General features: G+C 42.4%; 20 protein-coding genes. 14 read left to right on the top strand and 6 right to left on the bottom strand.

Annotated elements, in window-relative coordinates; all coding sequences use genetic code 11:
* Nucleotides 1-58: 58 nt before the first annotated feature.
* Nucleotides 59-574, bottom strand: a complete 516-nt coding sequence (locus IAE45_RS01470; protein ID WP_200124641.1) for a DsbA family protein — start codon at nt 572-574, stop codon at nt 59-61.
* A gap of 227 nt (nt 575-801) precedes the next feature.
* Here IAE45_RS01470 and nifJ point away from each other — a divergent pair, with 227 nt between their 5' ends.
* The 4 genes from nifJ (at nt 802) to glmM (ending at nt 8,178) form a co-directional block, all read left to right on the top strand.
* A complete protein-coding gene (gene nifJ / locus IAE45_RS01465; RefSeq protein ID WP_200124639.1) occupies nt 802-4,512 on the top strand; it encodes a pyruvate:ferredoxin (flavodoxin) oxidoreductase in 3,711 nt (1,236 codons plus the stop codon).
* A 301-nt stretch (nt 4,513-4,813) separates the two neighbouring features.
* Nucleotides 4,814-5,695, top strand: a complete 882-nt coding sequence (gene cdaA, locus IAE45_RS01460) for a diadenylate cyclase CdaA (RefSeq protein WP_005235688.1) — start codon at nt 4,814-4,816, stop codon at nt 5,693-5,695.
* The gene (locus IAE45_RS01455; protein WP_200124637.1) at nt 5,692-6,783 is read left to right on the top strand and encodes a CdaR family protein; all 1,092 of its coding nucleotides are present in this window, start codon (nt 5,692-5,694) and stop codon (nt 6,781-6,783) included. The genes cdaA and IAE45_RS01455 overlap by 4 nt, the downstream gene beginning before the upstream one ends.
* A gap of 39 nt (nt 6,784-6,822) precedes the next feature.
* Nucleotides 6,823-8,178, top strand: a complete 1,356-nt coding sequence (glmM, locus tag IAE45_RS01450) for a phosphoglucosamine mutase (protein WP_077454554.1) — start codon at nt 6,823-6,825, stop codon at nt 8,176-8,178.
* Between the two features lie 285 nt (nt 8,179-8,463).
* Here the strand turns inward: glmM and glmS are convergent, their stop codons facing one another.
* A complete protein-coding gene (glmS, locus tag IAE45_RS01445) occupies nt 8,464-10,275 on the bottom strand; it encodes a glutamine--fructose-6-phosphate transaminase (isomerizing) (RefSeq protein WP_140964823.1) in 1,812 nt (603 codons plus the stop codon).
* Nucleotides 10,276-10,720: 445 nt separating this feature from the next.
* Between glmS and IAE45_RS01440 the strand changes: the two genes are divergently transcribed.
* The 8 genes from IAE45_RS01440 (at nt 10,721) to IAE45_RS01405 (ending at nt 18,474) form a co-directional block, all read left to right on the top strand.
* Nucleotides 10,721-11,011 (top strand): hypothetical protein, encoded by a 291-nt coding sequence (locus IAE45_RS01440; RefSeq protein ID WP_200124635.1) that lies wholly within the window; start codon nt 10,721-10,723, stop codon nt 11,009-11,011.
* Between the two features lie 31 nt (nt 11,012-11,042).
* On the top strand, nt 11,043-12,074 hold the full coding sequence (gene sppA / locus IAE45_RS01435; RefSeq protein ID WP_086292300.1) for a signal peptide peptidase SppA: 1,032 nt from the start codon (nt 11,043-11,045) through the stop codon (nt 12,072-12,074).
* Between the two features lie 2 nt (nt 12,075-12,076).
* Entirely contained in the window at nt 12,077-12,907 is an 831-nt protein-coding gene (locus IAE45_RS01430) for an RDD family protein (RefSeq protein ID WP_200124633.1), read from the top strand.
* A 37-nt stretch (nt 12,908-12,944) separates the two neighbouring features.
* Nucleotides 12,945-13,892 (top strand): hypothetical protein, encoded by a 948-nt coding sequence (locus IAE45_RS01425; protein ID WP_140964819.1) that lies wholly within the window; start codon nt 12,945-12,947, stop codon nt 13,890-13,892.
* A gap of 119 nt (nt 13,893-14,011) precedes the next feature.
* Nucleotides 14,012-15,295 (top strand): trigger factor, encoded by a 1,284-nt coding sequence (tig, locus tag IAE45_RS01420; RefSeq protein WP_005225965.1) that lies wholly within the window; start codon nt 14,012-14,014, stop codon nt 15,293-15,295.
* 226 nt (nt 15,296-15,521) lie between these two features.
* Nucleotides 15,522-16,766 carry an ATP-dependent Clp protease ATP-binding subunit ClpX gene (clpX, locus tag IAE45_RS01415; protein ID WP_200124631.1) on the top strand — a complete coding sequence of 415 codons (1,245 nt, stop codon included), beginning with the start codon at nt 15,522-15,524 and terminating at the stop codon, nt 16,764-16,766.
* Nucleotides 16,767-16,837: 71 nt separating this feature from the next.
* Nucleotides 16,838-17,422, top strand: a complete 585-nt coding sequence (gene yihA / locus IAE45_RS01410; protein WP_077454549.1) for a ribosome biogenesis GTP-binding protein YihA/YsxC — start codon at nt 16,838-16,840, stop codon at nt 17,420-17,422.
* 170 nt (nt 17,423-17,592) lie between these two features.
* Nucleotides 17,593-18,474: a helix-turn-helix domain-containing protein gene (locus IAE45_RS01405; RefSeq protein WP_200124629.1), complete on the top strand. Its 882-nt coding sequence runs from the start codon at nt 17,593-17,595 to the stop codon at nt 18,472-18,474.
* A gap of 111 nt (nt 18,475-18,585) precedes the next feature.
* Here IAE45_RS01405 and IAE45_RS01400 read toward each other — a convergent pair whose 3' ends face one another.
* Complete coding sequence (locus IAE45_RS01400; RefSeq protein WP_200124627.1) at nt 18,586-18,762, bottom strand: SPJ_0845 family protein; 177 nt, start codon at nt 18,760-18,762, stop codon at nt 18,586-18,588.
* A 129-nt stretch (nt 18,763-18,891) separates the two neighbouring features.
* Here IAE45_RS01400 and IAE45_RS01395 point away from each other — a divergent pair, with 129 nt between their 5' ends.
* The gene (locus IAE45_RS01395) at nt 18,892-20,223 is read left to right on the top strand and encodes a hypothetical protein (RefSeq protein ID WP_200124625.1); all 1,332 of its coding nucleotides are present in this window, start codon (nt 18,892-18,894) and stop codon (nt 20,221-20,223) included.
* A 42-nt stretch (nt 20,224-20,265) separates the two neighbouring features.
* On the opposite strand, the gene IAE45_RS01390 is transcribed toward IAE45_RS01395, so the two are convergent.
* The 3 genes from IAE45_RS01390 to IAE45_RS01380 are packed head-to-tail and all read right to left on the bottom strand — an operon-like array spanning nt 20,266 to nt 23,874.
* The gene (locus tag IAE45_RS01390; protein ID WP_086292305.1) at nt 20,266-22,191 is read right to left on the bottom strand and encodes a PTS fructose transporter subunit IIABC; all 1,926 of its coding nucleotides are present in this window, start codon (nt 22,189-22,191) and stop codon (nt 20,266-20,268) included.
* Between the two features lie 13 nt (nt 22,192-22,204).
* A complete protein-coding gene (pfkB, locus tag IAE45_RS01385) occupies nt 22,205-23,122 on the bottom strand; it encodes a 1-phosphofructokinase (protein ID WP_200124623.1) in 918 nt (305 codons plus the stop codon).
* Nucleotides 23,119-23,874: a DeoR/GlpR family DNA-binding transcription regulator gene (locus tag IAE45_RS01380; protein WP_086292307.1), complete on the bottom strand. Its 756-nt coding sequence runs from the start codon at nt 23,872-23,874 to the stop codon at nt 23,119-23,121. The genes pfkB and IAE45_RS01380 overlap by 4 nt, the downstream gene beginning before the upstream one ends.
* A gap of 205 nt (nt 23,875-24,079) precedes the next feature.
* Here IAE45_RS01380 and IAE45_RS01375 point away from each other — a divergent pair, with 205 nt between their 5' ends.
* Nucleotides 24,080-25,546, top strand: a complete 1,467-nt coding sequence (locus IAE45_RS01375; RefSeq protein WP_081118593.1) for an alpha-amylase — start codon at nt 24,080-24,082, stop codon at nt 25,544-25,546.
* The last annotated feature ends 62 nt before the right edge of the window (nt 25,547-25,608 follow it).

The raw sequence follows: 25,608 nt of genomic DNA, 5'->3' as shown, positions 1-25,608 counted from the left end.
GAGCTTGCATTTGACATGGATTTTAGTGTCAAATCAGCTCCTGTTTTTTTGTTAGAGGTTATTCATTGATCAATGCAGTTAATTCTTCAGCAGAGATCGATTCATCAAAAATGTGCCCACCTAAGATAATCGTTGGCACAAATTGAATGTTGGCGTTTTTCGCTTCTTCCACAATTTCTCCGGCGATCGCAGGATGGTTTTGTTCAGCTAGCCCTAAGGTATTTTTCGCATATTCTGCCACTTCAGGTAAAGACAAATGACCCCATTCGTCTTGTGTTTGATAAATATTTGTGATCTCAGCGATCGTTGCTTGTGGGTCTGTACTAGAAACAAAGCGGTGCATCACATTGCCTCGTTGCAAGGATTCTTTTTCTTTGTCAAATAATTTGATGACACGGCGTAGTTTCCCAGCTGCGACAGCTTCACTTAAGATCGGTAACGATTCCTCAAACCATTGCCGACAATAAGGACAGCGCAAATTCATAAATTCTACGATTGGTTTTGCAGACGGGTCTCCGATATGTATCCCTGTTACCGCATTTGTTTCTTGTGCTTTGATAATTGAAATATCCATTTAAATTCCTCCTTTTTCTCTTAGTTTACCGAAGTTTCTATTGAAAGAAAAGCCACAGGTCTTTTCATCAAACTCTGTGAAATGAGAGGAAAAAAGAGCGAGAATCTATGTATTTCGTTTCACGAAATTAACAGAATTATACTGGGAATGCTTTTACATTCCTTAATTTTCAGCTATAATGAATTGTGTTTTATTGTGCAAAATGATGATTAAAGGAAGTTATATAGATGAGAAAAAGAAAAACAATGGATGGCAATATGGCAGCTGCCTATATTTCCTATGCCTTTACGGAACTTGCGGCGATCTATCCGATAACCCCTAGTTCAACCATGGCCGAATTAGTGGATCAGTGGTCTGCTCAAGGAAAGCATAATCTTTTTGGGCAGCCGGTGAAGGTTGTTGAGATGCAATCCGAAGCAGGGGCTGCTGGAGTGGTTCACGGCTCTTTAAAAACAGGTGCCTTAACGACAACCTATACGGCGTCACAGGGACTTTTACTGATGGTGCCGAATATGTATAAGATTGCTGGTGAAATGCTGCCAGGCGTCTTTCATGTCGCCAGCCGAGCAGTGACGACCAACGCCTTGAATATTTTCGGAGATCATACCGACGTAATGGCCACCCGACAAACAGGCTTTGCTATGTTAGCGGAAAGCAGTGTTCAAGAAGTAATGGATTTAGCGCCAGTCGCTCATTTAGCAGCTATCGAAGCCAATATACCTTTTTTAAATTTTTTTGATGGTTTCCGAACCAGTCATGAGATTCAAAAAATCGAGGTTTTGGACTATGAAGAACTCGCACAACTGGTTAATCATGAAAAATTGGCTGCTTTTCGTCAAAAAGCCATGAATCCGAATCACCCAACTACGAGTGGAACGAATCAAAACCCTGATATCCATTTTCAACAGCGGGAAACGATCAATCAGCATTATCAAACATTGCCTGAGATCGTTCGTTTTTACATGAAAAAAATCAATGCTTTAAGAGGAACCAACTATGATTTAGTGGATTATTATGGTGCTTCAGACGCCGAAGAAGTGATCGTTTCGATGGGCTCCTCGACGCAAACGATCCAGCAAACGGTGGATCATCTGTGCGCTTCAGGCCGCAAGGTTGGGGTCTTGTCGATCCATTTGTATCGACCATTCCCATTAGAAGTCTTCTTAGAAAAACTGCCTGCTACCGTTAAAAGTATCGCTGTATTGGATCGCAGCAAAGAACCTGGCGCCAATGGCGAGTCTTTGCTTTTAGATGTGCAAAGTGCCATGTATGATGCAGCGATGCGGCCGACGATCATTGGTGGACGCTATGGTCTGGGGTCAAAAGATGTGACGCCTGATCAAATCGTTGCTGTCTATGACGAATTGCTCAAGCCAAAAGCCAGTCAAAAGAAACGCTTCACTATTGGAATCACGGATGATGTGACGCAATTGTCGTTGCCATCAAAGGGAACGCTAGATCTAACTGATCCATCCACCTTCCAAGCGAAATTCTGGGGATTCGGCTCTGACGGGACCGTCGGGGCGAATAAGTCAGCAATCAAAATCATCGGTGACCATACCGGAAAATATGTGCAAGGCTATTTCCACTATGATTCGAAAAAATCTGGTGGTCTAACGGTTTCCCATCTGCGATTTGGGGATACCCCCATTCGTTCCACCTATCTGATCGAACACGCGGATTTCGTTGCATGTCATACGCCTGCGTATTTGCATACGTATGATTTGCTGAAAGGACTCAAAAAAGGCGGAACCTTTTTGTTAAATACGACTTGGTCACAAGAGCAAATCATAAAAAATCTACCAAAAAAGATGAAACGTTATCTTGCTGAAAACGAGATCCGTTTTTATACCATCAACGCCATGCAGTTGGCAATGGAAGTTGGCTTAGGTGGACGGATCAATACCGCGATGGAAACAGCCTTCTTTTACTTGGCAAACATCATTCCGACCGAGGAAATCTTGCCGATTTTAAAAGAAGAGGCGCTGAAAAGTTATCGGCACAAATCGATGGCGATCGTTGAAAAGAACCAAGCAGCCATTGATCGCACCATCGAATTATTACAAGAAATCCCTGTTCCAAGCATGTGGGCAACGATCGAAGTGCCGGAAAGGACATCCACTGCGACAACACAATTTGTGCGAGAAATCGTGGAACCCATCAACCGTCAAGAAGGCAATCAACTAAGCGTGGGTACCCTCGTACGGAATCAAATGACTGAAGGGGTGATTCCTGTCGGGACAACAGCGGTTGAGAAGCGGGGGATCGCTGTTGAAGTCCCCGAGTGGTTATCAGATCGCTGTACCATGTGTAATGAGTGTGCCTTTGTCTGTCCTCATGCGGCGATCCGTCCGTTTTTGGCAGATGAAGATGAATTAGCCGAAGCGCCGGAAGGCTTTATCGTCAGAGAGATGCGAGGCGCGAATGGGCAAAAATATCGAATTCAAGTTTCCGTTGAAGATTGTACAGGTTGCGGTCTTTGTGTGGAAGCCTGCCCCGCCAAAGGGAAAGCTTTGACGATGCGTCCTTACGAAGAACAAAAGGAACAAGCTTTAAATTGGGCTTTTGCGATGACTTTACGTCAAAAAGAAAATCCAGCAAAACCTGGGACGGTCCTAGGCTCCCAATTCAATAAACCTTTATTGGAGTTCTCTGGTGCTTGTGCGGGTTGTGGGGAAACCCCTTATGTCAAATTATTGACCCAAATGTTTGGGGATCGCATGATGATCGCCAATGCGACCGGCTGTTCTTCGATTTGGGGTGGAACCTCACCAGTATCCCCTTATACAACCAATCACTTAGGACAAGGTCCAGCTTGGTCAAACTCGTTATTTGAAGACAATGCCGAATATGGCTATGGCATGTTCTTAGCCAATCAAACGAGACGGGAGAAATTAGCAGCCCAGTTGCAGTCATTGAAAGCCGCTGTATCAGAAGAATTGCAGGCTTTGATTGAGGATTGGGACTTTCATCGAGAAGAAAGTGCTGGGACCCAGCAGCGAGCAGCGAAACTGATCGCCGCCTTAGAAGTGGAAGTCTTCGATACTCCGCAGCTGGCTCCAATCTTGAAGGAGAAAGATTTATTCGTTAAGCCAAGCCAATGGATGATTGGCGGGGATGGCTGGGCGTACGATATCGGATTTGGTGGTATTGATCATGTCCTCGCTTCTGGTGCAGATGTCAACATTCTCGTGTTAGATAATGAAGTCTATTCTAATACAGGGGGACAAGTCTCTAAAGCAACACCGACTTCGGCAATTGCTAAATTCGCTGCGAGTGGCAAGTTTGTTTCCAAAAAAGACTTGGGAATGATGGCGATGACCTATGGCCACGTTTATGTCGCACAAATCGCATCTGGTGCCAATCAAATGCAAACAATCAAAGCCTTTGAAGAAGCCGAGCGATTCCCTGGGCCGTCAATCATTATTGCCTATACACCATGTATCACTCATGGTCTTGCTGGTGGAATGCGTCAATCCTTGAAGGAAGCACAAGAAGCAGTTGCATCGGGGTATTGGAGTCTCTACCGCTATAATCCGCTTCTGGCAGAAAAAGGGAAACAGCCAATGACCCTTGATTTCAAAAAGCCGGCATTTGACCAAATGCCCGCCTTTATGCAGACCCAAGTTCGTTTTGCATCTTTACACAGTGCCAACCCCAATGCGGCGCAAGCATTGTTTGAAAAAACCGTTTCAGATGCCAAAACTCGTTTCTATAACTATGCCCGTTTAGCAGGTCAAGAAGAAAAAATACGAGCAAAACTTGAAAAAACAGACGTTACGGACGAAAATAGCCCAGTGGAAAGTGGTCACCCGGAACAAACATCGGCTGTAAAATCGACTCGTGTGCGTAGAGAAAGACAGACCCTAAGCGAAGAACAGTTAGCTGAAAGGGCTGCGCGGCGAGCGGCACGCGCGAAGCGCCGTCAGCAAGAGTAAGCTAAGTGGTCTTAATCGCTCTTTGAGGAATCAATCGATTGCGGAGAAACGACCCTGAAAAACGGTTTGTGCTGTTTTTTCAGGGTCGTTTGTTTTTTTTCTATGAAATGGGTACCGATGACTCCTTAGATGAAATCTTCGAAGACCTTTGACAAACAATGATTTCAGGATAATGGTAAACTAAGTAAAAGAGCTGTTTATTTTTTCAAAACTTTTTCATAAATTTGTTTTTTTTCAAATCTTTGAAGAAGTCCTATGTTATACTATTATCTGAAGTCTTAAGAATAAAGGAAGGCTGTTTATGTTGATAAATTTCAGGGATTTTTTTAATTTAGATTATTGGAGAGAATTGCTCTCATTTGATATATTTTCTTGGTCATTTTTAGTAAATGTTTTAGACGTGATCGTTGTTTGGTACTTGGTTTATAAGCTGATCCAGCTTGTGCGAGGCACAAAAGCGATCCAGTTATTCAAAGGAGTCGGCCTGTTCATTGTTCTAAGGTTTTTGGCAGGTATTGTAGGATTAAAGACGCTATCTTGGTTGATGGATCAAGTCATCACTTATGGTGTGATTGCTGCAATTGTTATTTTCCAACCAGAAATTCGACGAGGGTTAGAGCATCTCGGACGCAGCTCTTTCTTCAAGACTTCTAAGAATGAAAAACGACGGGATGAAGTTTTGGTCCAAGCGTTAGACAAAGCTGTTCAATATATGGCTAAACGAAAGATCGGTGCGTTGATCACGATCGAGCGGACGACGGGATTAGAAGAATACATCGAAACCGGGATTCCTTTAGATGCGGATGTTACGGGTGAATTGCTGATCAATATTTTTATTCCCAATACACCGCTTCATGATGGCGCAGTCATTTTAAGAGATGATAAGATCGCTGTTGCTAGTGCCTACTTGCCATTGTCGGAAAGTCCGCTGATTCCGAAAGAATTCGGGACACGCCATAGAGCGGCTGTCGGGATTTCAGAAGTCAGTGACGCATTGACTATTATCGTCTCAGAAGAAACCGGTGATGTTAGTATTACGCTAAATAATCGCATGTTGACCGAACTTTCTCGCCAAGAGTATCTTGACGTGTTGAATCGCGAATTAGTGCCGGAAGAAAAACCTGGTAAACGCAACTTGCTGCAATCTTTCTTTGAAGGGGTCAACAAAGGAGGAAGAAAATGATCAAGAAAGAACGTCGTCAAAACGTATTTTATGGTATACTAGCGCTGTTCTTTAGTCTGGTTCTGTTTTTCATTGCCAGCGGATCAAGTCTGCAAGTCAATCTTGCGGCAACATCAAATCCTTATGAGGAAGAGATCGATAATGTACCGATTCAGACCACCTACGATACGGATGAATACTTCATCCAAGGATTTGAAACAACAGTGGATGTGACCTTATCTAGTCGAAATCGTGTACAATTGAATGCAGAACGTAGTGAGGAAACACGGAGCTTTCGAGTCGTAGCTGATTTGACTGGTCTCGATGAAGGAACGCACGAGGTCCCTTTAGAAGTAAAAAATCTTAGTTCAAGTGTCACAGCTGAAATCGAACCAAAAACAGTCACTGTGACGATCGAGAAAAAAGTCACCCAAACCTTTACCGTTGAACCCGTCATCTCCACCGACGGAGCAACCAGCGGCTACGGCGTCGATTCAATGAGTGTCGATCCGCAGAAAGTAGAAATCACGACCGGCGATCAAACGTTAGCGGAAATCGACCGAGTGGTAGCAATCGTCAATCCCGATGATATCACAGGTGATTCAATCACTGTCAGTGGAACGATCGAAGCATGGGATAGTGACAACAATCCACTAGCGATCATCGCTGACCCTGATTCGGTAGATGTTGCCTTGATGATGGAAGCACCAAGTAAAGAAATTGAGTTGTTTGTTACGCAACAAGGGACGACACCAGAAGGGGTCTCCCATTATATCTACCGCATGAGCAGTATTAGTGCCGTTTTGACAGGACCACAAAGTATCTTGGATGAAACACAGCAGATTGGTGTGCCGGTGGACGTTAGTGAGATCACGACAACGACGGAACGGACAGTAACCATTCCAGTGCCTGATGGGACGACGATTAATCCGACGGTCGTGACGATCCAAATCACACCAGTTGCACAAACTACTACGGAGAATCAATCAAACAATGATAGCAATGAAGCAGAGAATAGTGAGAATTCTCAAGATAATTCTTCGGCAGTCGACACGACAAACGAGCAAACAGAGAATTCCGCAAGCAGCACAACGACAAGTAGTCCTTAGTCGTTTGACTGTAGAGAATGAATAAGAGAGGTTATTAAAATGGGAAAATATTTTGGTACAGATGGTGTTAGAGGAGAAGCGAATAAGGAGTTGACACCTGAATTAGCATTTAAATTGGGTCGTTATGGCGGCTATGTACTAAGTCAGCACGAAACCGGCGACCGTCGTCCTCGCGTATTGGTTGGGCGGGACACACGGATTTCTGGACAGATGTTAGAAAGCGCATTGATTGCTGGTCTATTATCCGTTGGGATCGAAGTATTCCAGCTAGGCGTTATTTCCACACCGGGAGTGGCTTACTTGACGAAAGTACAAAAAGCAAGCGCAGGTGTAATGATTTCTGCTTCTCACAATCCCGCACAAGACAATGGGATCAAGTTCTTCGGAAATGATGGCTTTAAATTAGTTGATGAACAAGAAGCTGAAATTGAAGCATTGCTTGATGCGCCTGAAGACACACTTCCGCGACCTTCTGCCGATGGCTTAGGAACGGTGGATGAGTTCCCAGAAGGGTTATTGAAATACTCTCAATTTCTACGTCAAACGATTCCTGACGATTTGGAAGGGATCACGGTTTGCGTTGATGCAGCAAATGGCGCAACAGCTACCAGTGTCAATCGACTGTTTGCCGATCTAGAAACAGAATTCTTCACGATGGGTACTTCCCCAGACGGATTGAACATCAATGATGGTGTTGGTTCAACGCACCCCGAAGCATTAGCTGAGTTCGTCGTTGAAAAAGGTGCAGATGCTGGTCTTGCATTTGATGGAGATGGTGATCGGGTCATTGCAGTTGATGAATTAGGGAACATTGTTGATGGCGATAAAATTATGTATATCTGTGCAAAATATTTAGCAGAACAAAAACGCTTGAACCAAGGAACGATCGTTACGACGGTCATGAGTAACTTAGGCTTCCATAAAGCAGTCGAAGCCATTGGTTTGAAAGATGTGATCACACAAGTTGGTGATCGCTATGTCGTAGAAGAAATGCGTAAAAATGATTATAATTTCGGTGGCGAGCAATCTGGACATATGATTTTCTTAGATTTTAATACGACCGGAGACGGCTTGCTTTCGGGGATCCAACTATTGAATATCATGAAACAGACAGGAAAGAAATTGTCTGAATTAGCAGGAGAAGTAACGATCTATCCACAAAAACTGGTCAACATTCGGGTGACTGATAAGAATGGTGCGATGGATGTTCCTGCAATCCGTAAAATCGTAGAAGAGACAGAAGCAGAAATGAACGGTGAAGGCCGCATCTTAGTTCGTCCTTCCGGAACAGAACCATTGCTTCGGGTGATGGCGGAAGCGCCAACGATTGAAAAAGTTGACTATTATGTAGAAAAAATCGCAGCGGTCGTTCGAGAAGAAATCGGTGCGGAATAATTAAACGAAAAAAAGACGATCAGAGGAAGGCTTTGATCGTCTTTTTTTCAGTTGCTAGTCAGAAAAAAGTGAAAAAGGATCGTCCTAATTATCACCGGAATGAAGGGTGCTCATTTAAGGTAAGTCGCGGTTTCAACAAGTGGAGCTAGTTTTTTAAAAGTCTTTTTGTATTTATTGGGCAAGCATCAAGGGAAAAAGACCAGCTAAGTAAGATCGAGAGATCCACTTAGCCGGTCTTTTTATTTTGTAGAGTCTAATCAATTTGCTTTTAATCTTTTAAAAAACTTATTCGACCGTAACGGATTTTGCTAAGTTTCTTGGTTTATCAACATCGAATCCACGTTGTAAAGTAGCAAAGTATGCTAGCAGTTGCGTTGGAACGACTGCCACTAAGCTGGTTACCAATGGGTGGACGTTTGGCAAGATGATTTGATCGGTCGCTTTTGCTAATTCTTGGCTAACGATCACAAGGGTATGAGCCCCACGAGATTCAACTTCTTTTAAATTGCCTCGCGTATGAGAGCCGGTCACTTCTTCCGTGATCACACCGATCACTGGTGTACCTTCTTCGATCAACGCGATGGTGCCGTGTTTTAATTCACCAGCCGCAAAACCTTCCGCTTGGATATAAGAAATTTCTTTTAATTTCAATGCCGCTTCCATCGATACATAGTAATCATTCCCACGACCAATATAAAAGGCGTTGCGGGTATCAGATAAGAAATCTTCAGCAAATTGACTAATAACAGCTTTTTCATCTACTAGAGCTTCCATTGCAGAAGCAACGATGCTTAGTTCATGGAAGACATCAAAGTCCAATGCTTCAGGGACGGCTTTTTCATCACCAATGGCTTTTGCTAATAACGTCATCACTGCGATCTGCGCAGTATACGCCTTTGTAGAGGCAACAGCGATTTCTGGACCAGCATGAAGCAACAAGGTATGGTTCGCTTCTCGAGAAAGAGTAGAACCAGCAACGTTGGTAATCGTCAGACTAGGAAGACCTAACTGGTTGATCGTCACTAATACTTGACGGCTATCTGCCGTTTCACCACTTTGTGATAAGAACAAGAAGAAGGGTTTTGCTGACAACAATGGCATGTTGTAACCAAACTCACTAGATAAGTGAACCTCAACAGGGATCTGTGTTAGTTTTTCTAAAATGGATTTTGCTGCCCAACCAGCATGATTACTGGTACCACAAGCAATGATGTAGATCCGATCGCTCGCTAAAAGTTCATTTTTTAACGCTGCATCGATCACCACTTCGCCGGATTCACCTTGATATTCTTGGATCAAGCGGCGCATGACGGTTGGTTGATCATCAATTTCTTTTAACATGTAGTAAGGGTACGTTCCTTTTTCGATGTCAGTCAGATCTAGTTGTGCTTCATAAGATTCACGGTACACAAGGTTTCCTTTTGGATCTTCGATTTCGATCGCATCGGCGGTTACGGTCACCATTTCGCCATCTTCGATCTCAACAAAATGAGTCGTTTGATCAAGCATTGCTAAGGCATCACTACAGATGACATTAAATCCATCTCCCAAACCGATCAATAAAGGACTTTTGTTTTTGGCAACATAAATGGTTTCTGGATCATTTTTTTCGACTAAAGCAAAGGCATAAGAGCCGCGAATCAAGGACAAAGCTTTTTTGAAGGCTGCTTTGGTCGTGCTGTTGTCTTGCTCTTTCAACACTTCAATCAAATGAACAACGATTTCGGTATCTGTTTGACCTTCAAACTGGTGGTTGCTTAAATATTCTTGATGAAGCTCTTCAAAGTTTTCGATCACACCGTTATGAACCAAAACGAGTGCTTGGTTTGCTGAAGTGTGAGGATGAGCATTCATTTCTGATGGTTTGCCATGGGTCGCCCAACGGGTATGTCCGATACCGATCGTTCCTGTTACTTCAGAAGTCACTTTTTCTTCCAAGTTTTTGATTCTTCCTTGGGCTTTCACTAAATGATCTGAAGTGCGATCAGCGACATAAAGACCTGCTGAGTCATAGCCACGATATTCCAAGCGTTCCAATCCGTTCAAAATAATCCGTTCTGCATTTGATTTTCCTACGATTCCTACAATTCCACACATAATGATAATCCTACTTTCAAAAAATTTAGTTTGACATTATGTATTTCTATCTGCGTAGCAAGTCTTTGTCATCATCTTGCGATGAGATTTGTTCTTGCCTGTAGAGTGCAGTCCCTAGAGTCATCCGCCGAATGTTTCGATAAACTCTTTCCTCGTCATCTGTTTCCAGATCAGGCGCTATCCTTATTGGTCTATCTATCCTCCTTGTGAGATATTTTATAGAAATACAAGCAATATCATAATATCTATTCCTGTTTCTGTCAACTGAAAGTTATATAAAAATAATTGGTATAGTTATTGGTAAGGCTGATCTGAACCTGTCTAAAGGGAATCAAAACAGCTGACATAGCTTTGTCGAATAAGATTCCCAAGAAATTTCCTCATAAAGCTATGTTTTTTTTTTTAAGTTCGATACAATAAAAAAGTAAGAAAGTGAGGGAATGAAATGCCAGAATTTGTAAATTGTATGACTTTTTCAGAGCTAAAGAAAATGGTAGCTTCGATAGAAACAGATCCTAATGTCTCAGATGAAACAAAGGTCATGTTGGATACGGGCTGGGACAGCTTGCAAGAAATTTTGCCCGGGTCAGTCACCGTTGAAACCGCGCAAACATTCGAAGTCCAGGATGAACTAACAAAGGAATTTTTTGGTGGCTATGTGTTAGCTGAAAAAAGTGGAAAATTTGATGCGGTTGGAGACGAAGAAGCAGTGATCGTCATTAAAAATCTATACTAATTATGGGAAAGGTGAAAAGTTAGGTGGGAAAATGAATAAAAGAAGATGGATCGCAGTGGCGATCGCAGCAGGGTTATTTATCTGCTCGGGGATTTTTTCAGCAATCACAAATCGTCCAGAGCAAGAGGAAACTCAGACGCTGCAAGGGTTAAATGCTTTGTTCTATGGAAGTAATGCGATCGAAGAGACAACGTTAGTTGCCGGAGATCAAGACAATCGCATCGTTCGCTTATCTTTAGAAGGAACGATCGCCAGCAGCTCCAGTGGCGGCTTATTCACGACAGAATCTTATGATCATCAGCGGTTTTTAGAAGAACTACGGATGATCCAAGAAGATCCAACTATTGGGGGCATTTTGATGGAAGTCAATACCCCTGGAGGCGGCGTCTATGAAAGTGCCGAGATTGCTCGTGAGTTAGCAAAAATCAAAGAGTTAGGGATTCCGATGTATGTCAGCATGAAAAATATGGCAGCTAGTGGCGGTTATTATATCTCGGCAGGTGCTGATAAAATTTTTGCAACGGATGAAACGATTACCGGTTCAATCGGGGTGATCATGTCAGGGCTCAACTATGCCGGCTTATTCGAAAAGCTAGGGATCGAAGACAATACGTATAAAAGTGGTGCACTAAAAGATGTAGGTTCAGCAACGAGAGAACCAACAGAAGCCGACAAAGAAGTCTTGCAAACTTATGTCGACAATGCCTATGGTCGGTTCGTTAAAATCGTAGCAGAAGGACGTGGCATGACAGAAGAAGCTGTCAGAAAAATCGCTGATGGCCGCATCTATGATGGTCAGCAAGCAGTGTCTGTTGGCTTAGTAGATGAAATCGGCTTTCCTGAAGATACATTAGCAGCAATGCAAGCAGATCTAGGCTTGGAAGATGCCGAGATTTTCAGCTATGACGTTTCATCTACTGGATTTGCTTCTACTTGGTTAGGTTCAAGTTTAGCCGAACTGCAAGGATTAAAAGAATCAAACACAGAGCGAGTGATCCAATTGATGGAAAGCCTTGGAACCAGCGATGCTCCTAAACCTCTTTATTACTATGGAGGTGAATAACTATGACAGAGAAAAACAAGTATTCCGCTGGCGCATCGTCAACGGATGACAATCACACAAGTATGCCATTCGATCAAAGGGAACAGCGGGAACCCTCCACACCGGCAACCGGTCAAACGGATGTGCCAACTGAAGCACAGGTTTCAGAAACAACCGAACCAGTAAACGCCAGCAAAGCGATGAGAAACGGACAAGTAAACCATCCCGATGATTTTTATCAACAAGTCTTGACGTCTTTTCAAGAAGAAGAGTATACCCAAAGCGAGATCGAAGAAAGACAAAAAGCGTGGCAACATTTTGAAGAACCTGAAAAACAGACCGAAGACAAACGGTTCTTTAATGACTTTCCTAGTTACTTTTTTGCCGGTTTTTGGATCCGTCTGTTTGCTTTTTTAGTGGATCTTCTAGTGATCCGGGCAATCACGCAAATAACGATCGGCAGTATCTATAATCTAGCGAATCTAACGGCAACTAACCAGCGGTTTGGCCTTTACAACATCTGTGCCTTAGCGATCTATCTCGGCTATTTTGTTCTGATGACAAAGCTGAATCATGGCCAAACTATTGGGAAAATGCTCTTTGGCATCCGCGTTATTTCTTTCGTAGAAGAAGAACTCAGCTGGCAAACGGTCTTGATCCGCGAACTTTGCGGGCGCTATGTGCTGCAATTCAATGTTTTCTTTTATCTCGGTTACCTGCCAATCATTTTTAATAAAAATAAGCAACAAGCTGCGGATTATTTTGCTGAGACGAGTGTGGTGACCATCAATCTGATCAAAGCCTTTAATAAACAGGTAGATGCCAATCATGTAATGGTTGGTGCACAGAACTAACCAGCAGATCAAGCAAGTAGTAAAGGAGGGATCGTGAATGGGTGAGACGATTGATTTCCCAGGACCAAATGAACGGCTTCGTCTGGCGGCAGAAAAAGCCTACCAGTCAAAAGAGTTTTTGCAAGCTTTTCGCCTGTACAATGAACTGTATCAAAAAAACGCCAATTTTGAGATCAATCAATGGCTGGTTGAATGTCTGCAGCAGCTGAATGATTTTGCCAAAGCGTTAGATCTGGCGGAAGACTATTTGGATGACTATCTAAAAGAAACCGATGGGTATTTACAAATTGGTCATCTGCTGATCTTGGATGGACAGTATTTAAAAGCTCGGCGCTGGCTTACATTAGGTAAAAAAACAAAAATTGCGAGCCGCTACCAGGAACAGTTAGCAAGTGAATTAGCTAAAGTAGAAGAAGTGCAGCAAATTTTAGGGCTGGAAGATTTTCATGGGAAACGCAAGCATCTACGTGCACTGGACGAAGCCAATCAACCGGTGAGTGCAACAGAATGGCACGTTTTTACCCAAGCCATTACTAAACCACAATTTGTCACGCTGATGCATGAAACGCTGGCTTCCATCAAAAATCCGTATTTACTGCCTAAATTAGTGGATGAGCTGGTGCGTTTAGAAGTAGACGAACCATTTGATTTGATCGATTATCTTGGTCAAATGCGGCAGATCGTTCCGAAAAAGGTGAAACTTTTGCAAGAGGATGACGCTGTTAAGGCGATCAAGAAAGAGATTGACGAAACGATCGCCCAAGAGGATCCGATTTTAGCAGAAAGTGTCTCAGCAGAAATCAATGATCATTTAGCTATCAGCTACCCATTTTTACCAGCAAAAGAAGAGGCAAAAGCGTGGGTGGCAAGCTACGTTGCAGATTATCGCGGGTTATTTGAAGAAAAAGAACAGCCAAAAGCAGCGAATGAAATAGAAGAGCGCAAACGACACTTGCGCAATATCCTACGATTGAGCATTCGCTGAAAGAAAAATTCGCAACTTTCATGGTAAAATGTTTACAATTAAACAACGTTAGTGTACTATTTAAAGGTATGCATGAAGCTATTTCATATGTAAATCAATTAATATTCGGAGGGAAATAAATGACTGCAAAATGGGAAAAAACAGGCACCAATGATGGTGTTTTGACATTTACGATCGCTCAAGCAGAAATCCAAAAAGGCTTGACGACTGCATTCAATAAAGTGAAAGGCAATCTTAACGTACCTGGCTTCCGTAAAGGAAAAGTGTCACGCCAAGTATTTAACCGTATGTATGGCGAAGAAGCGTTGTATGAAGATGCATTGAACGCTGTTCTTCCAGAAGCTTATGAAGCTGCTGTAAAAGAAGCAGGGATCGATCCTGTTGCGCAACCAAAAATCGACGTTGACAGCATGGAAAAAGGCCAAGATTGGGTAATCAAAGCAGAAGTTACTGTAAAACCTGAAGTTAAACTTGGTGATTACAAAGAATTAACAGTTGAAAAACAAGACCGTGAAGTAACAGAAGAAGACGTGGATGCACGCATCAAACGTGAACAAGAAGCACAAGCTGAATTAGTTATCAAAGAAGACGAAGCAGCTGAAAATGGCGACACAGTCGTTATCGACTTTGAAGGCTTCTTAGGGGAAGAAACATTTGAAGGCGGCAAAGGTGAAAACTACTCACTTGAACTTGGCTCAAACTCATTCATCCCTGGCTTTGAAGAACAATTAGTGGGAACAAAAGCTGGCGATAGCAAAGACGTTACCGTGACTTTCCCAGAAGATTACCAAGCAGAAGATCTAGCTGGTAAAGAAGCAGTCTTCAAAGTAACGGTTCATGAAGTCAAAGCAAAAGAACTTCCTGAATTAGATGATGAATTCGCAAAAGACGTTGATGACAGCGTTGAATCATTAGCTGAATTAAAAGAAAAATACCGTGCTGAATTGACAGAAACAAAAGAAAAAGCAGCAGAAGATGCAAAAGACGAAGCTGCAATTCGTCAAGCAGTTGAAAACGCAGAAATCGTTGAATTACCACATTCAATGGTGCATGACGAAGTTCACCGTTCAATGGATGAATTCTTAAACAACATGCAACGTCAAGGAATCTCACCAGAAATGTACTATCAATTAACTGGATCAACTGAAGCTGATCTGCACACACAATTCGAAGGCGAAGCAGAAACACGCGTGAAAACAAACCTTGTCATCGAAGCAATCGCTAAAGCAGAAGGTTTGGAAGCAACAGAAGAAGATATCGAAAACGAAATCAAAGAACTTTCTGAAGCTTACAACATGCCGGTGGATCAAATCAAACGCGTCTTAACAGAAGACATGTTGAAACATGATATCACAATGAAAAAAGCAGTTGAACTTGTAACAGGTACTGCAAAAGAAGCGTAAGCAAAACTCTTAAAAGCGGCGAACATCTACCGGTGTTTGCCGTTTTTTCATGGGAGTAAAAATGGAGATTTTGGGAATTACTAACAAATGATAAGAAAACATTAGGCAAAGTAAAAAGAACTTTTTCTTTCAAAAAAGTTATGATATGATTGTTTAAGACTGCAAAGTTAGTAAACCAAATTCCACTCCTTTAAATAGGTTGGAAAATTTTCAAGGGGTGAACAGTATGTACGATAATACAAACGGTAATGAAGCTGTTCGTTGTTCTTTTTGTGGAAAAACACAAGAAGAGGTGAAAAAGATCGTTGCAGGTCCTGGGGTCTATATCTGTAATGAATGCATCGATTTGTGCAAAGAAATCATTGATGAAGAGTTTTACGAAGAAGCAGTTCGGGAATTTACTGAAGTGCCGAAACCGCAAGAACTATTGAATGTTCTCAATGAATATGTGATTGGACAAGATCGTGCCAAACGAACATTGGCTGTAGCGGTTTACAATCACTACAAACGGGTCAATGTAGAAACGACAGCTGAAGATGTAGAATTACAAAAAAGCAATATTTGCTTGATTGGACCAACGGGTTCAGGGAAAACATTCTTAGCACAAACGTTAGCACGTTCTCTGAATGTGCCATTTGCAATCGCTGATGCAACTAGTTTGACAGAAGCCGGCTATGTCGGTGAAGATGTGGAAAATATTCTTTTGAAACTGTTACAAGCTGCTGATTATAATGTAGAGATGGCCGAAAAAGGGATTATCTATATTGATGAGATCGATAAAATCGCCCGTAAGAGTGAAAACGTATCGATTACTCGTGATGTCTCTGGTGAAGGTGTTCAGCAAGCTTTATTGAAGATCCTAGAAGGAACCGCTGCTAGTGTGCCGCCTCAAGGTGGACGGAAACATCCGCATCAAGAGATGATCCAAATCGATACGACCAATATCCTCTTTATCGTTGGTGGGGCGTTTGACGGGATCGAAACAATTGTTAAAAACCGCTTAGGTGAAAAAACTATTGGATTTGGTACAAACAACAAACGTCTTGAAGAAGGCGAGAGCGTGATGCAACAGATCATTCCTGAAGACTTGCTTAAATTCGGTTTGATCCCTGAATTTATCGGTCGCTTGCCAGTGATGGCTGCTTTAGAGAAATTGACGGTAGATGATTTAGTGCATATTTTGACTGAACCTAAAAATGCCCTTGTCAAACAATATCAAAAATTGATGGCATTAGATAATACAGAACTCGAATTTGAGCCAGAGGCTTTACGTGCGATTGCTGCGCAAGCAATTGAGCGAAACACCGGAGCTCGTGGATTACGTTCGATCATCGAAAATATTATGATGGAAGTCATGTTCAATGTTCCTTCTGATGAGTCGATTCAAAAAGTCACTATTACGGAAGAAGCTGCGAAAGGACTTGGCGAACCAAAAATCATTTACAATGAAGAGACCAAAAAAGCAGTCTAATCGAGACCAAGTCGGATAGTTTCATTGCTATCCGGCTTTCTTTTTGAAAAAAAATGAAAAGGAGCGATTTAATGAAAGTACATGATGCTGAGATCGTCATCAGTGCTGTATCACCAGCACAATACCCAGACACACCCTTACCGGAGATTGCCTTAGCAGGGCGTTCCAATGTCGGTAAATCATCCTTTATCAATACATTGATTAACCGTAAAAACTTAGCCCGTACCTCGTCAAAACCGGGGAAGACCCAAACGTTGAACTTTTATTTGATTGAAAATACGCTGCATTTTGTCGATGTCCCTGGCTATGGCTATGCAAAAGTATCGAAAACCGAGCGAGCGAAATGGGGGAAAATGATTGAAACGTACCTCGAACAAAGAGAGCAGCTGCGAGCAGTAGTATCTTTGGTTGATTTACGTCATGCACCTTCTCAAGAAGATATTCAAATGTATGAATTTTTAAAGTATTATGAGATCCCGGTGATCGTGGTTGCTACCAAAGCAGATAAAATTCCTCGTGGGAAATGGAACAAGCACGAGAGTATGATCAAAAAAGCATTGTCCTTTGATCCAGCAGATACGTTTATCCTATTTTCTTCTATTACCAAACAAGGAAAAGAAGAAGCCTGGAAAGCGATTGAAGCAGCAATAAAATAATTATTAATTCGGAAACCGAAGCGAGGAAGTCACTCGTTTCGGTTTTCCCATTTTATAGTGGAAATTAGCTGATTTATGCTACTCTACGTAGCGTAGAGTGCTAAATTTGCCCAATTTTAGCGAAAATCTCCTTGTTATTTGTTAAACTTGTAACAAGGAGGTGTGGTCGAATGCATGAAACATTGAGTAAAAAACTAAAAGAGTATCGATCAAGGCATAACTTAACTCAGAAGGAATTAGCTGCAAGGTTATTTGTTTCTGATAAGGCCATTTCAAAATGGGAACGAGGGAATGGATTGCCAGATATCGAGACATTGGTTCATCTAGCCGATTTACTAGGGACACCAGTGGAAGAGTTACTAAAAGAAAAGAAAGAAACCTATTATTATGAATACAAAAGTGAACGGATGGTTCTGCGGCTTCCGTTAATGCACATTTTGATTCCCAATTTATTCTTATTACTGAATCAAGTGACGAGTGTTCGAGAGTTTTTTGTTCTGATAAAAGAGTTACCAACTGCCAGCGGCTGGTTCAGCCTTGGTGTCAAAGCCAAAGGGGGTATTGCTTTGGGAATTGTCAGCTTAGGTTTTTTATCGATTGGCTTATTGTCCTTCGGAATGGTAGGGATTGGGACAGTCAGCACCGGTGTTATTGCAATAGGGAACCTCTGTTTTGGCTTTTTAGTTGGGATCGGCAATCTTGCTGTCGGCTCGATTGTTGTCGGTAATCTTGGCATTGGCTGGCTCGCTCTAGCGAATGTTGCAATTGCGTGGATTGGGGTTGCCAATTATGGTGTGGGGAATTTTATGGCTGTTTTGCCATCAAATTCAACCACGGAAGATTTTAACCAAGCGATTCAACAACTCTTAGCCTCGGAGATCCCTGACTTGATCAAGACCACTATCTTTGAACCAATGATTCATTTTACAAATTCACCGATTTTTGTGGTGATCTTCGTGATGACGATCTTAGTAGCCGTCTTCCTTATTCTCTGCTTGTTGACCATTGGCTTGGTGCGCTTACGTCAAAGCATGATGTATGAAGAGCTATAAGGAAATCGTTAGATGCCAATTCTGATTGTTGCATTTAAGTAGACTCAGTGGCTCATTTTCTATTCGCATAAGTAAAAAGGCAAGGGACGGAAGCGTCCTTTGCCTTTTTTATTAGTCTGCTTTCTTACTATCTTTTGTTTGTGTTTTTTCCTCATCATCAGGTTCGTTTTTTAAGAAACGTTCAATATCGTTTTGTTCCTTTTTATTGTCCTTATCGTTATCGGGAAGAAAGGCAAAATCATCAAACATTTTATCTAGCGAGTCTTCTCGTTGGAATTTTAAGCCCATAGGTTCACCTCCAAGCGCCTTTAGTTTACCACGAAAGGTGTGAGATTTCATCAAAAAAAAGCGAAATAGTGTTCAATCGTTTCTCCCTTTACTATAATTAAAGAAAGGGGATAGAAAAGAGGGATAGCGATGATCAAAACTGAAAAAATCTATGGCTTTCTACAATCGACACAAATGGAAGCATCACAGTTGCGTTTGTTGATTGAGAATTGGTTCACTTTGGTTCGTCTTAGCTATCAGCCGACGGAATATTACTACAATCAGCAAGAAAAGAAACCCTACTATTTTAATGAAATCAGTCGGTTGTTGCATAATGCCCCTGAAGAAATCAATACAGAAATTATTGTGACGGATGGCCAAAATGAGTCCAGTATCCATGTCATTCAAGAAGCAGTGTTGCAACGACATCTGTTTACAAAAGACGTATTTTCCACGCAAAAACCAGTGATTTTAAGTTACTTCGATGAAACGATGCAAAGAGATGGCTTGTTCGGCTATTTGCGTTCATATGACGAGTACTTGATGCATAACGTCGAGCGAATCGAGAAAAGACAAAATTTTCAATCGATTGCTGAAATCAACGCGTTACCGAAGCGGAAAAATTTTGAACAAGAAATCGTCATCGACTGCAATCAGTTTTCTGGTTACGATGTTTTTTACAATGGCTATACACTGACCTCTTGCTGGCGAATGTACTTTTCGGCATTCTACGCGCATATCATTCCTCAGGTGATCATTACGGATGCGCAACAAGTTGAGCAAGTCCAAGTGAGAGATCAAGGAATCGTGATGGTGGAATTGTATCGCGATCCATTTCAGTGGGATCACGAGTTGAATCTTTCTTACCAGCGTTTGTTTCGTGATCAAACTGGGATTGATCAATTGACATGGGATAACGGCGTCGGTATTTTAAGAGAACCATATATTGAATACGCCTTTGGCGATCACTTGATCCAAACCATCCAATACCAAAATGATCGGATGCAGCCGACAACTAAGCGTAACGCGACACATTTCGTCACTCGAAGCTTCGACCTGGTGAATGAAGAGTACCAGGAGCGTCGGGTAAAAGGTTACTTGAATGCACAAGCATATTTTCCTTGGATTGATCAAGAGCGGTTGCGCATGATGGATTATATCGTATTAAAACCGGAATTGACTGTAGATGATGGGGTCGAGGCATATGCCTTTTATATTCGGAATCACCTCGAAATTGATTACTCAGAGGATCGCTTTAAAGACTACACGGCTTGCTTACAATTTTATTTACCAGAAACAGCCTTGAAGGAGCTGCCGATAGACGGATTGAAAGCAGCGATGCCGGATGTTCATTTTGGGTATTTGCACCGCACGCGCAAATATACGTGGGTTAACCTAAAGAAGGATGGGAAAAAACTACGAGTATATTTTATGAATACCCAAAAGCTAGTCGAACAGCAGCTCTTTACCAATCAAGAATGAAAAAGACCCGCAAGATCACCAGGATCTTGCGGGTCTTTTCAATTAGGCTGTTTGCTCAGGCGCTTTTTTCAACAAACCGAATACGACGCCAGAAACGATTGCACCGATCAAGATGAATAGCAAGAACAAAATTGGTTTAGATAATAATAGGACAACGAAGATCCCACCGTGTGGGGCCATTAATTGGATATCAAAGGCACCGACAAGCGCACCAGTCAGTGCAGAACCGACGATAAAGCTTGGGATCGCCCGTAGTGGATCTGCTGCTGCAAATGGGATCGCACCTTCAGTGACGAAGGATAGCCCCATGACGATATTTGTCAAACCTGCTTCTTTTTGGTCTTTCGTGAATTTGTTTTTGAACAATAGTGTTGCGACAAAAATTGCCAATGGAGGAACCATTCCGCCGGCCATGACTGATGCCATCACGACGCTACCACCTTCAGCAACGGTGGTTGCCAATGTTGCAGTACCGAAAACATAAGCGGCTTTGTTGATTGGGCCACCTAGATCGGCTGCCATCATCGCTGCTAGCAACGCACCAAGCAAAGCAGCATTTGTGCCACTTAAGCCGGTCAGGAAGCTGTTTAAACCATCGTTGATGGCTTTCATTGGCACGTTGATCAATAACATCAAGAAACCAGTGATCAAAAGACCGAAAACAGGGTAGAAGAGGATCGTTTTGATTCCTTCTAATGATTTTGGTAAGCCTTTGAATAATGAACGTAAGAACTTGATGACGTAACCAGCTAGGAAACCGCCGATCAAGGCACCTAAGAAACCAGCACCACCTGTATTTGCTAAAGCACCTGCTGCGAAACCGACGATCAATCCAGGTCGGTCACTGATACTTGAAGCGATAAATCCAGCTAAGACAGGTAGCATAAAACCAAATGCCGCGCTACCGATTTGATTGAACCAAGAAGCTGCTTGGTTGTAGTTTCCTAATTGACTCAAGGCATCTTGAGGGACACCCATGAACTGGTCAACCATGAAGGAAATAGCGATCATGATTCCACCGGCAATAACAAATGGTAGCATGTGAGAAACACCATTCATCAAATCTTTATAGATTCGTTGACCGACTGAACCATCAGCAGAAGCGTCCTCTTTATCAGAAGCTTGGCCGCTACCATGAAAAACAGGAGCAGTTCCGCTCATTGCTTCATTGATTAATTGCTCGGTTTTACGGATACCATCGCTGACTGGACGGTTTACTAAATGTTTGCCGTCAAAGCGATCCATTTCAACTTTTTTATCGGCAGCTACGATCACACCAGTAGCTCGGGCGATATCAGCTTCTGTTAAACGATTTTTGATTCCTTCTGAACCATTTGTTTCAACTTTGATGTCAACGCCAAGTTCTTTGGCTTTCTTTTTCAAAGCATCTTCTGCCATGTAGGTATGAGCGATCCCTGTTGGGCAAGCTGTAACTGCGACGATATAGGGACGTTCGCTAGTAGGTGCTGCTTCTTGGTTTGCCGCTTCTTCTGCTAAAGCATCGGCTTCTTGCTGTGCCTCAGCTTCTGAGAAAAGTTGCTGTACTTGATCAGCAGTTGTCGCTGTTTTTAATTTAGCAACGAAATCTGGATCGATCAATAAGCGAGAGAGAGCTGCTAATGCTTGTAAATGAGTATCATTTGCTCCTTCTGGTGCTGCAATCATAAAGAAGAGGTACGTTGGTTGTCCATCTAACGCCTCATAGTCGACACCCGCATTGCTTTTTGCGAATAAGACCGTCGCTTCTTTGACCGCACTATTTTTGGCATGGGGCATTGCGATGCCGTCACCTAGCCCTGTTGACGTTTGGGCTTCTCGGGCAAGAATTCCTTCTTTGTAGACTTCGATATCTGAAATTCGTCCGACAGCATATAATTTTGCGACCATTTCATCAATGGCACCTTTTTTGTCTGTTGCTTGCAAGTCCATGATCATGGCATCTTTCAGCATCAACTCGTTGATTTTCATTTTTTCCATCCTCCTATAAATTTACTTGTTCAATAATGACTTCCGGTAGTAGTTCTTCGATAAATGACGCCTCAGCTAAATCATCAGAAAAAGCAGTAGCACTGCCACAAGCGACACCCCATTTGAATGCGTCAACCACATCTTTGGTCTTCGTGTAACGTCCAATGAATCCAGCAATCATGGAATCTCCAGCACCAACTGAATTTTTCAAAGGTCGTTTCAACACATTGGAGCGATAGATCTCATTGCCAGTAAAGAGCAGGGCACCATCACCACCTAGAGAGACGATGACATTTTTAGCACCATCCTTTAACATTTTTTGACCATAAGGCAAAATATCTTCGATTGTTGAAAAAGAAGTTTCATATAGTTCGGCTAATTCATGATTATTTGGTTTGATCAACAAAGGTTGATCCGTTAAAGCATCAAAAAGTTCCGCACCGGTCGTATCTATGACAAATTCCGCACCGGCTTCTTTAACGATTTTGATCAATTCTTTATAAAAGTCGGCTGGAAGACCAGCTGGTTTACTTCCTGATAGGATGACGATGTCTTCGGCAGAAAGAGCGGCTAGTTGTTGTTTTAGTTCTCCGATTTCCTTGTCACTGATCACTGGACCAAGCCCGTTGATCTCAGTTTCTTCGCCAGATTTTAATTTGATATTGATTCGGGTATCGGCAGCGACTTGTGTAAAGTTGCTGTTGATTTCCTCTTTAGTCAGCCACTCTTCAATAAAACGACCAGTAAATCCGCCAACAAAACCAAGGGCAGTCGAGGAGATGCCAATTCGCTTCAAAATCCGTGAGACATTGATTCCTTTGCCACCAGGTAGTTTAAAGTCCTGTTTCATTCGATTAAGGGCGCCGATCTCCAAATGATCGACGTGGACGATAAAATCGATCGATGGATTGAGTGTTACTGTGTAAATCATTGTATTACCTCCATAATGGTTGTTTTTGCTCTGAATTTCGTTAGATAGTTTTTTGGGCAATAATCGGTGATGATCGTAGCCCCTTCGATAAAGGCAACTTGAGCAAAAGTTGTTTGCTGAAACTTGGAATGGTCTAGCAAGACATAGGCTTGTTGACTGTGCTCTAATGCAATCTGCTTGATCAGGGCTTCTTCAGGATCGGGTGTGGTGAACCCAGCCTCAGAGTGAGCCCCGTTCATGCCCATAAAACAACGATTAAAGCGTAGTTTTCGCAGTTGTTCTCCAGCATTGATCCCTAACACAGCGTTCGTAGCTATCTTAATGGTTCCCCCTAAAATCATGGTGTCGATCCCGTGATCAATCAGTAGGGAAGCGTGCTTGACGGAGTTTGTGACCACCTTAAGGCTTGTGATAGCCGATAGGAAAGGAATCATTTCGAGGGTCGTTGTTCCAGCATCTAAGTAAATGACTTCACCATTTTTGATCGTCTGGGCAGCTGCTTTTGCTATTTTTTGCTTTTCCGTTTGAAACTTCGCCGTTTTTTCTGACATGTTTGGTTCGAAGCCTAATTGCTGGCTTTTCTTGGCTCCACCGTGAATTCTGACTAAAAATCCTTTGTCTTCCAATTCTTGCAAGTCTCTACGGATCGTTGATTCTGAAGCATCCAACAGTTGAATCAGTTCGCTGACCTTGACGATCTCTTCTTGTTCCAATCGTGCCAAAATTGCTTGATGACGCTCCTCTGTAAGCATTTTCATCACCTCTTCACTTGCCATGATACCATATGATTCATCCAAATTCAATCATAAACAGTAAAAAACATTCAAAATGTAAGCGTGAATAATTATAATCGGTCATAAACGGTCATGATAACCGTCATTTTGATTTGATCGCTATCCTTATATTTGACAATTTTTACTATTATTTGGCTTAATTGAAGTAAGGGGGGATAAATAAATGAATAACAAAGTCATTTTACAAGGGTTCGAATGGGACCTGCCGGCAGATAGCCAGCATTGGAACAAATTGAAAGAAATGAGTAAAGAAATCAAAGAGTATGGATTTACCGCAATTTGGCTGCCGCCTGCCTATAAAGGGACAGCTGGGTCCGAAGACGTTGGGTATGGTGTCTATGATTATTATGATCTAGGCGAGTTCGATCAAAAAGGGTCGGTGCCAACAAAATATGGGACAAAGGATGAATATCTAGAAGCTATCAAAGCACTGCAAGAACAAGGAGTAGAGGTTTATGCCGACATCGTCTTCAATCACTTGATTGGTGCCGATGAAAAAGAAGTCGTTCCGGCGGTCAAATACAATACCGAAAACCGGAATGAACCGATCAGTGATGAGGAAGAAATCGAAGCCTGGACCAAGTTCACCTTCCCAGGACGTCAGGGGACGTACAATGATTACGTTTGGACGTGGCATAATTTTTCTGGTGTCGATTATGATGACCGCAACAAAGACCACGGGATTTTTAACTTCGCTGATAAGGGCTGGGAAAACCAAGTGGATGATGAGATGGGCAATTACGACTATTTAATGGGTTGTGACTTGGACATGGAAAATCCCGAAACAGTGGAACAACTCAATAAATGGGGCCAATGGTACCAAGAACTGACCGGCGTTGATGGGTATCGACTAGATGCGGTGAAACACATTGAGTTCAACTATTACGCGGATTGGATCTTAAACCGACGCGAGGAAAAAGGCAAACCACTATTTGTTGTCGGAGAATATTGGTCAGGGGATCTGCCAAAATTAGAAGAGTATTTGGATTCTTCAGGAAATTTGATTTATTTATTTGATGTGCCATTGCACTACAATTTATATGAAGCATCTCACTCAAATGGCGAATACGATATGAGCCAAATTTTTGCAGGTACGTTGACCGCCGCTCGCGAAGATTATGCAGTGACTTTTGTGGATAATCATGACACGCAGGTTGGGCAAAGTTTACAATCTTGGATAGACGGATGGTTCAAAGTCCATGCCTATTCATTGATCCTTTTACGTAAAGCTGGCGTACCAGTAGTTTTCTGGGGGGATTTATTTGGGATTCCCGCGCAAGAAATCGCCCCTGTCGGGGATGCGCTGGTCCATATGCTGAAACTTCGAGAGAAGCTTGCATTTGGGAATCAAGTGGACTATTTTGATGATCCTAACTGTATCGGCTGGGTATTAACTGGCGATTATGAACATGAGCTTTCTGGATTAGCGGTCGTGATGACCAATGCCCAAGGTGCGGAAAAAGAAATGACCATCAGCGCGATCCATGGTGGAGAGACCTTCGTGGATATTTTAAAGAATAATGAAGCGAAAGTGGTTTTAGATGATACCGGAAAAGGACTTTTCCCGGTCAATGATGGACAAGTATCGATCTATGTGAATGAAAAGCTAGTGGAGAAATATTTTAGCTGATTTTCATTAATAAAACTAATAAAGAGGCTGGTAAGTTTACAGCCTCTTTATTATGTAAACAA

Origin of the sequence: Enterococcus sp. S53, from assembly GCF_016516865.1 — a bacterium.
GTDB lineage: Bacteria > Bacillota > Bacilli > Lactobacillales > Enterococcaceae > Enterococcus_D > Enterococcus_D innesii.
Note: the sequence above shows the minus strand (reverse complement) of the source record. Positions and strands in the feature narration are given on the sequence as shown.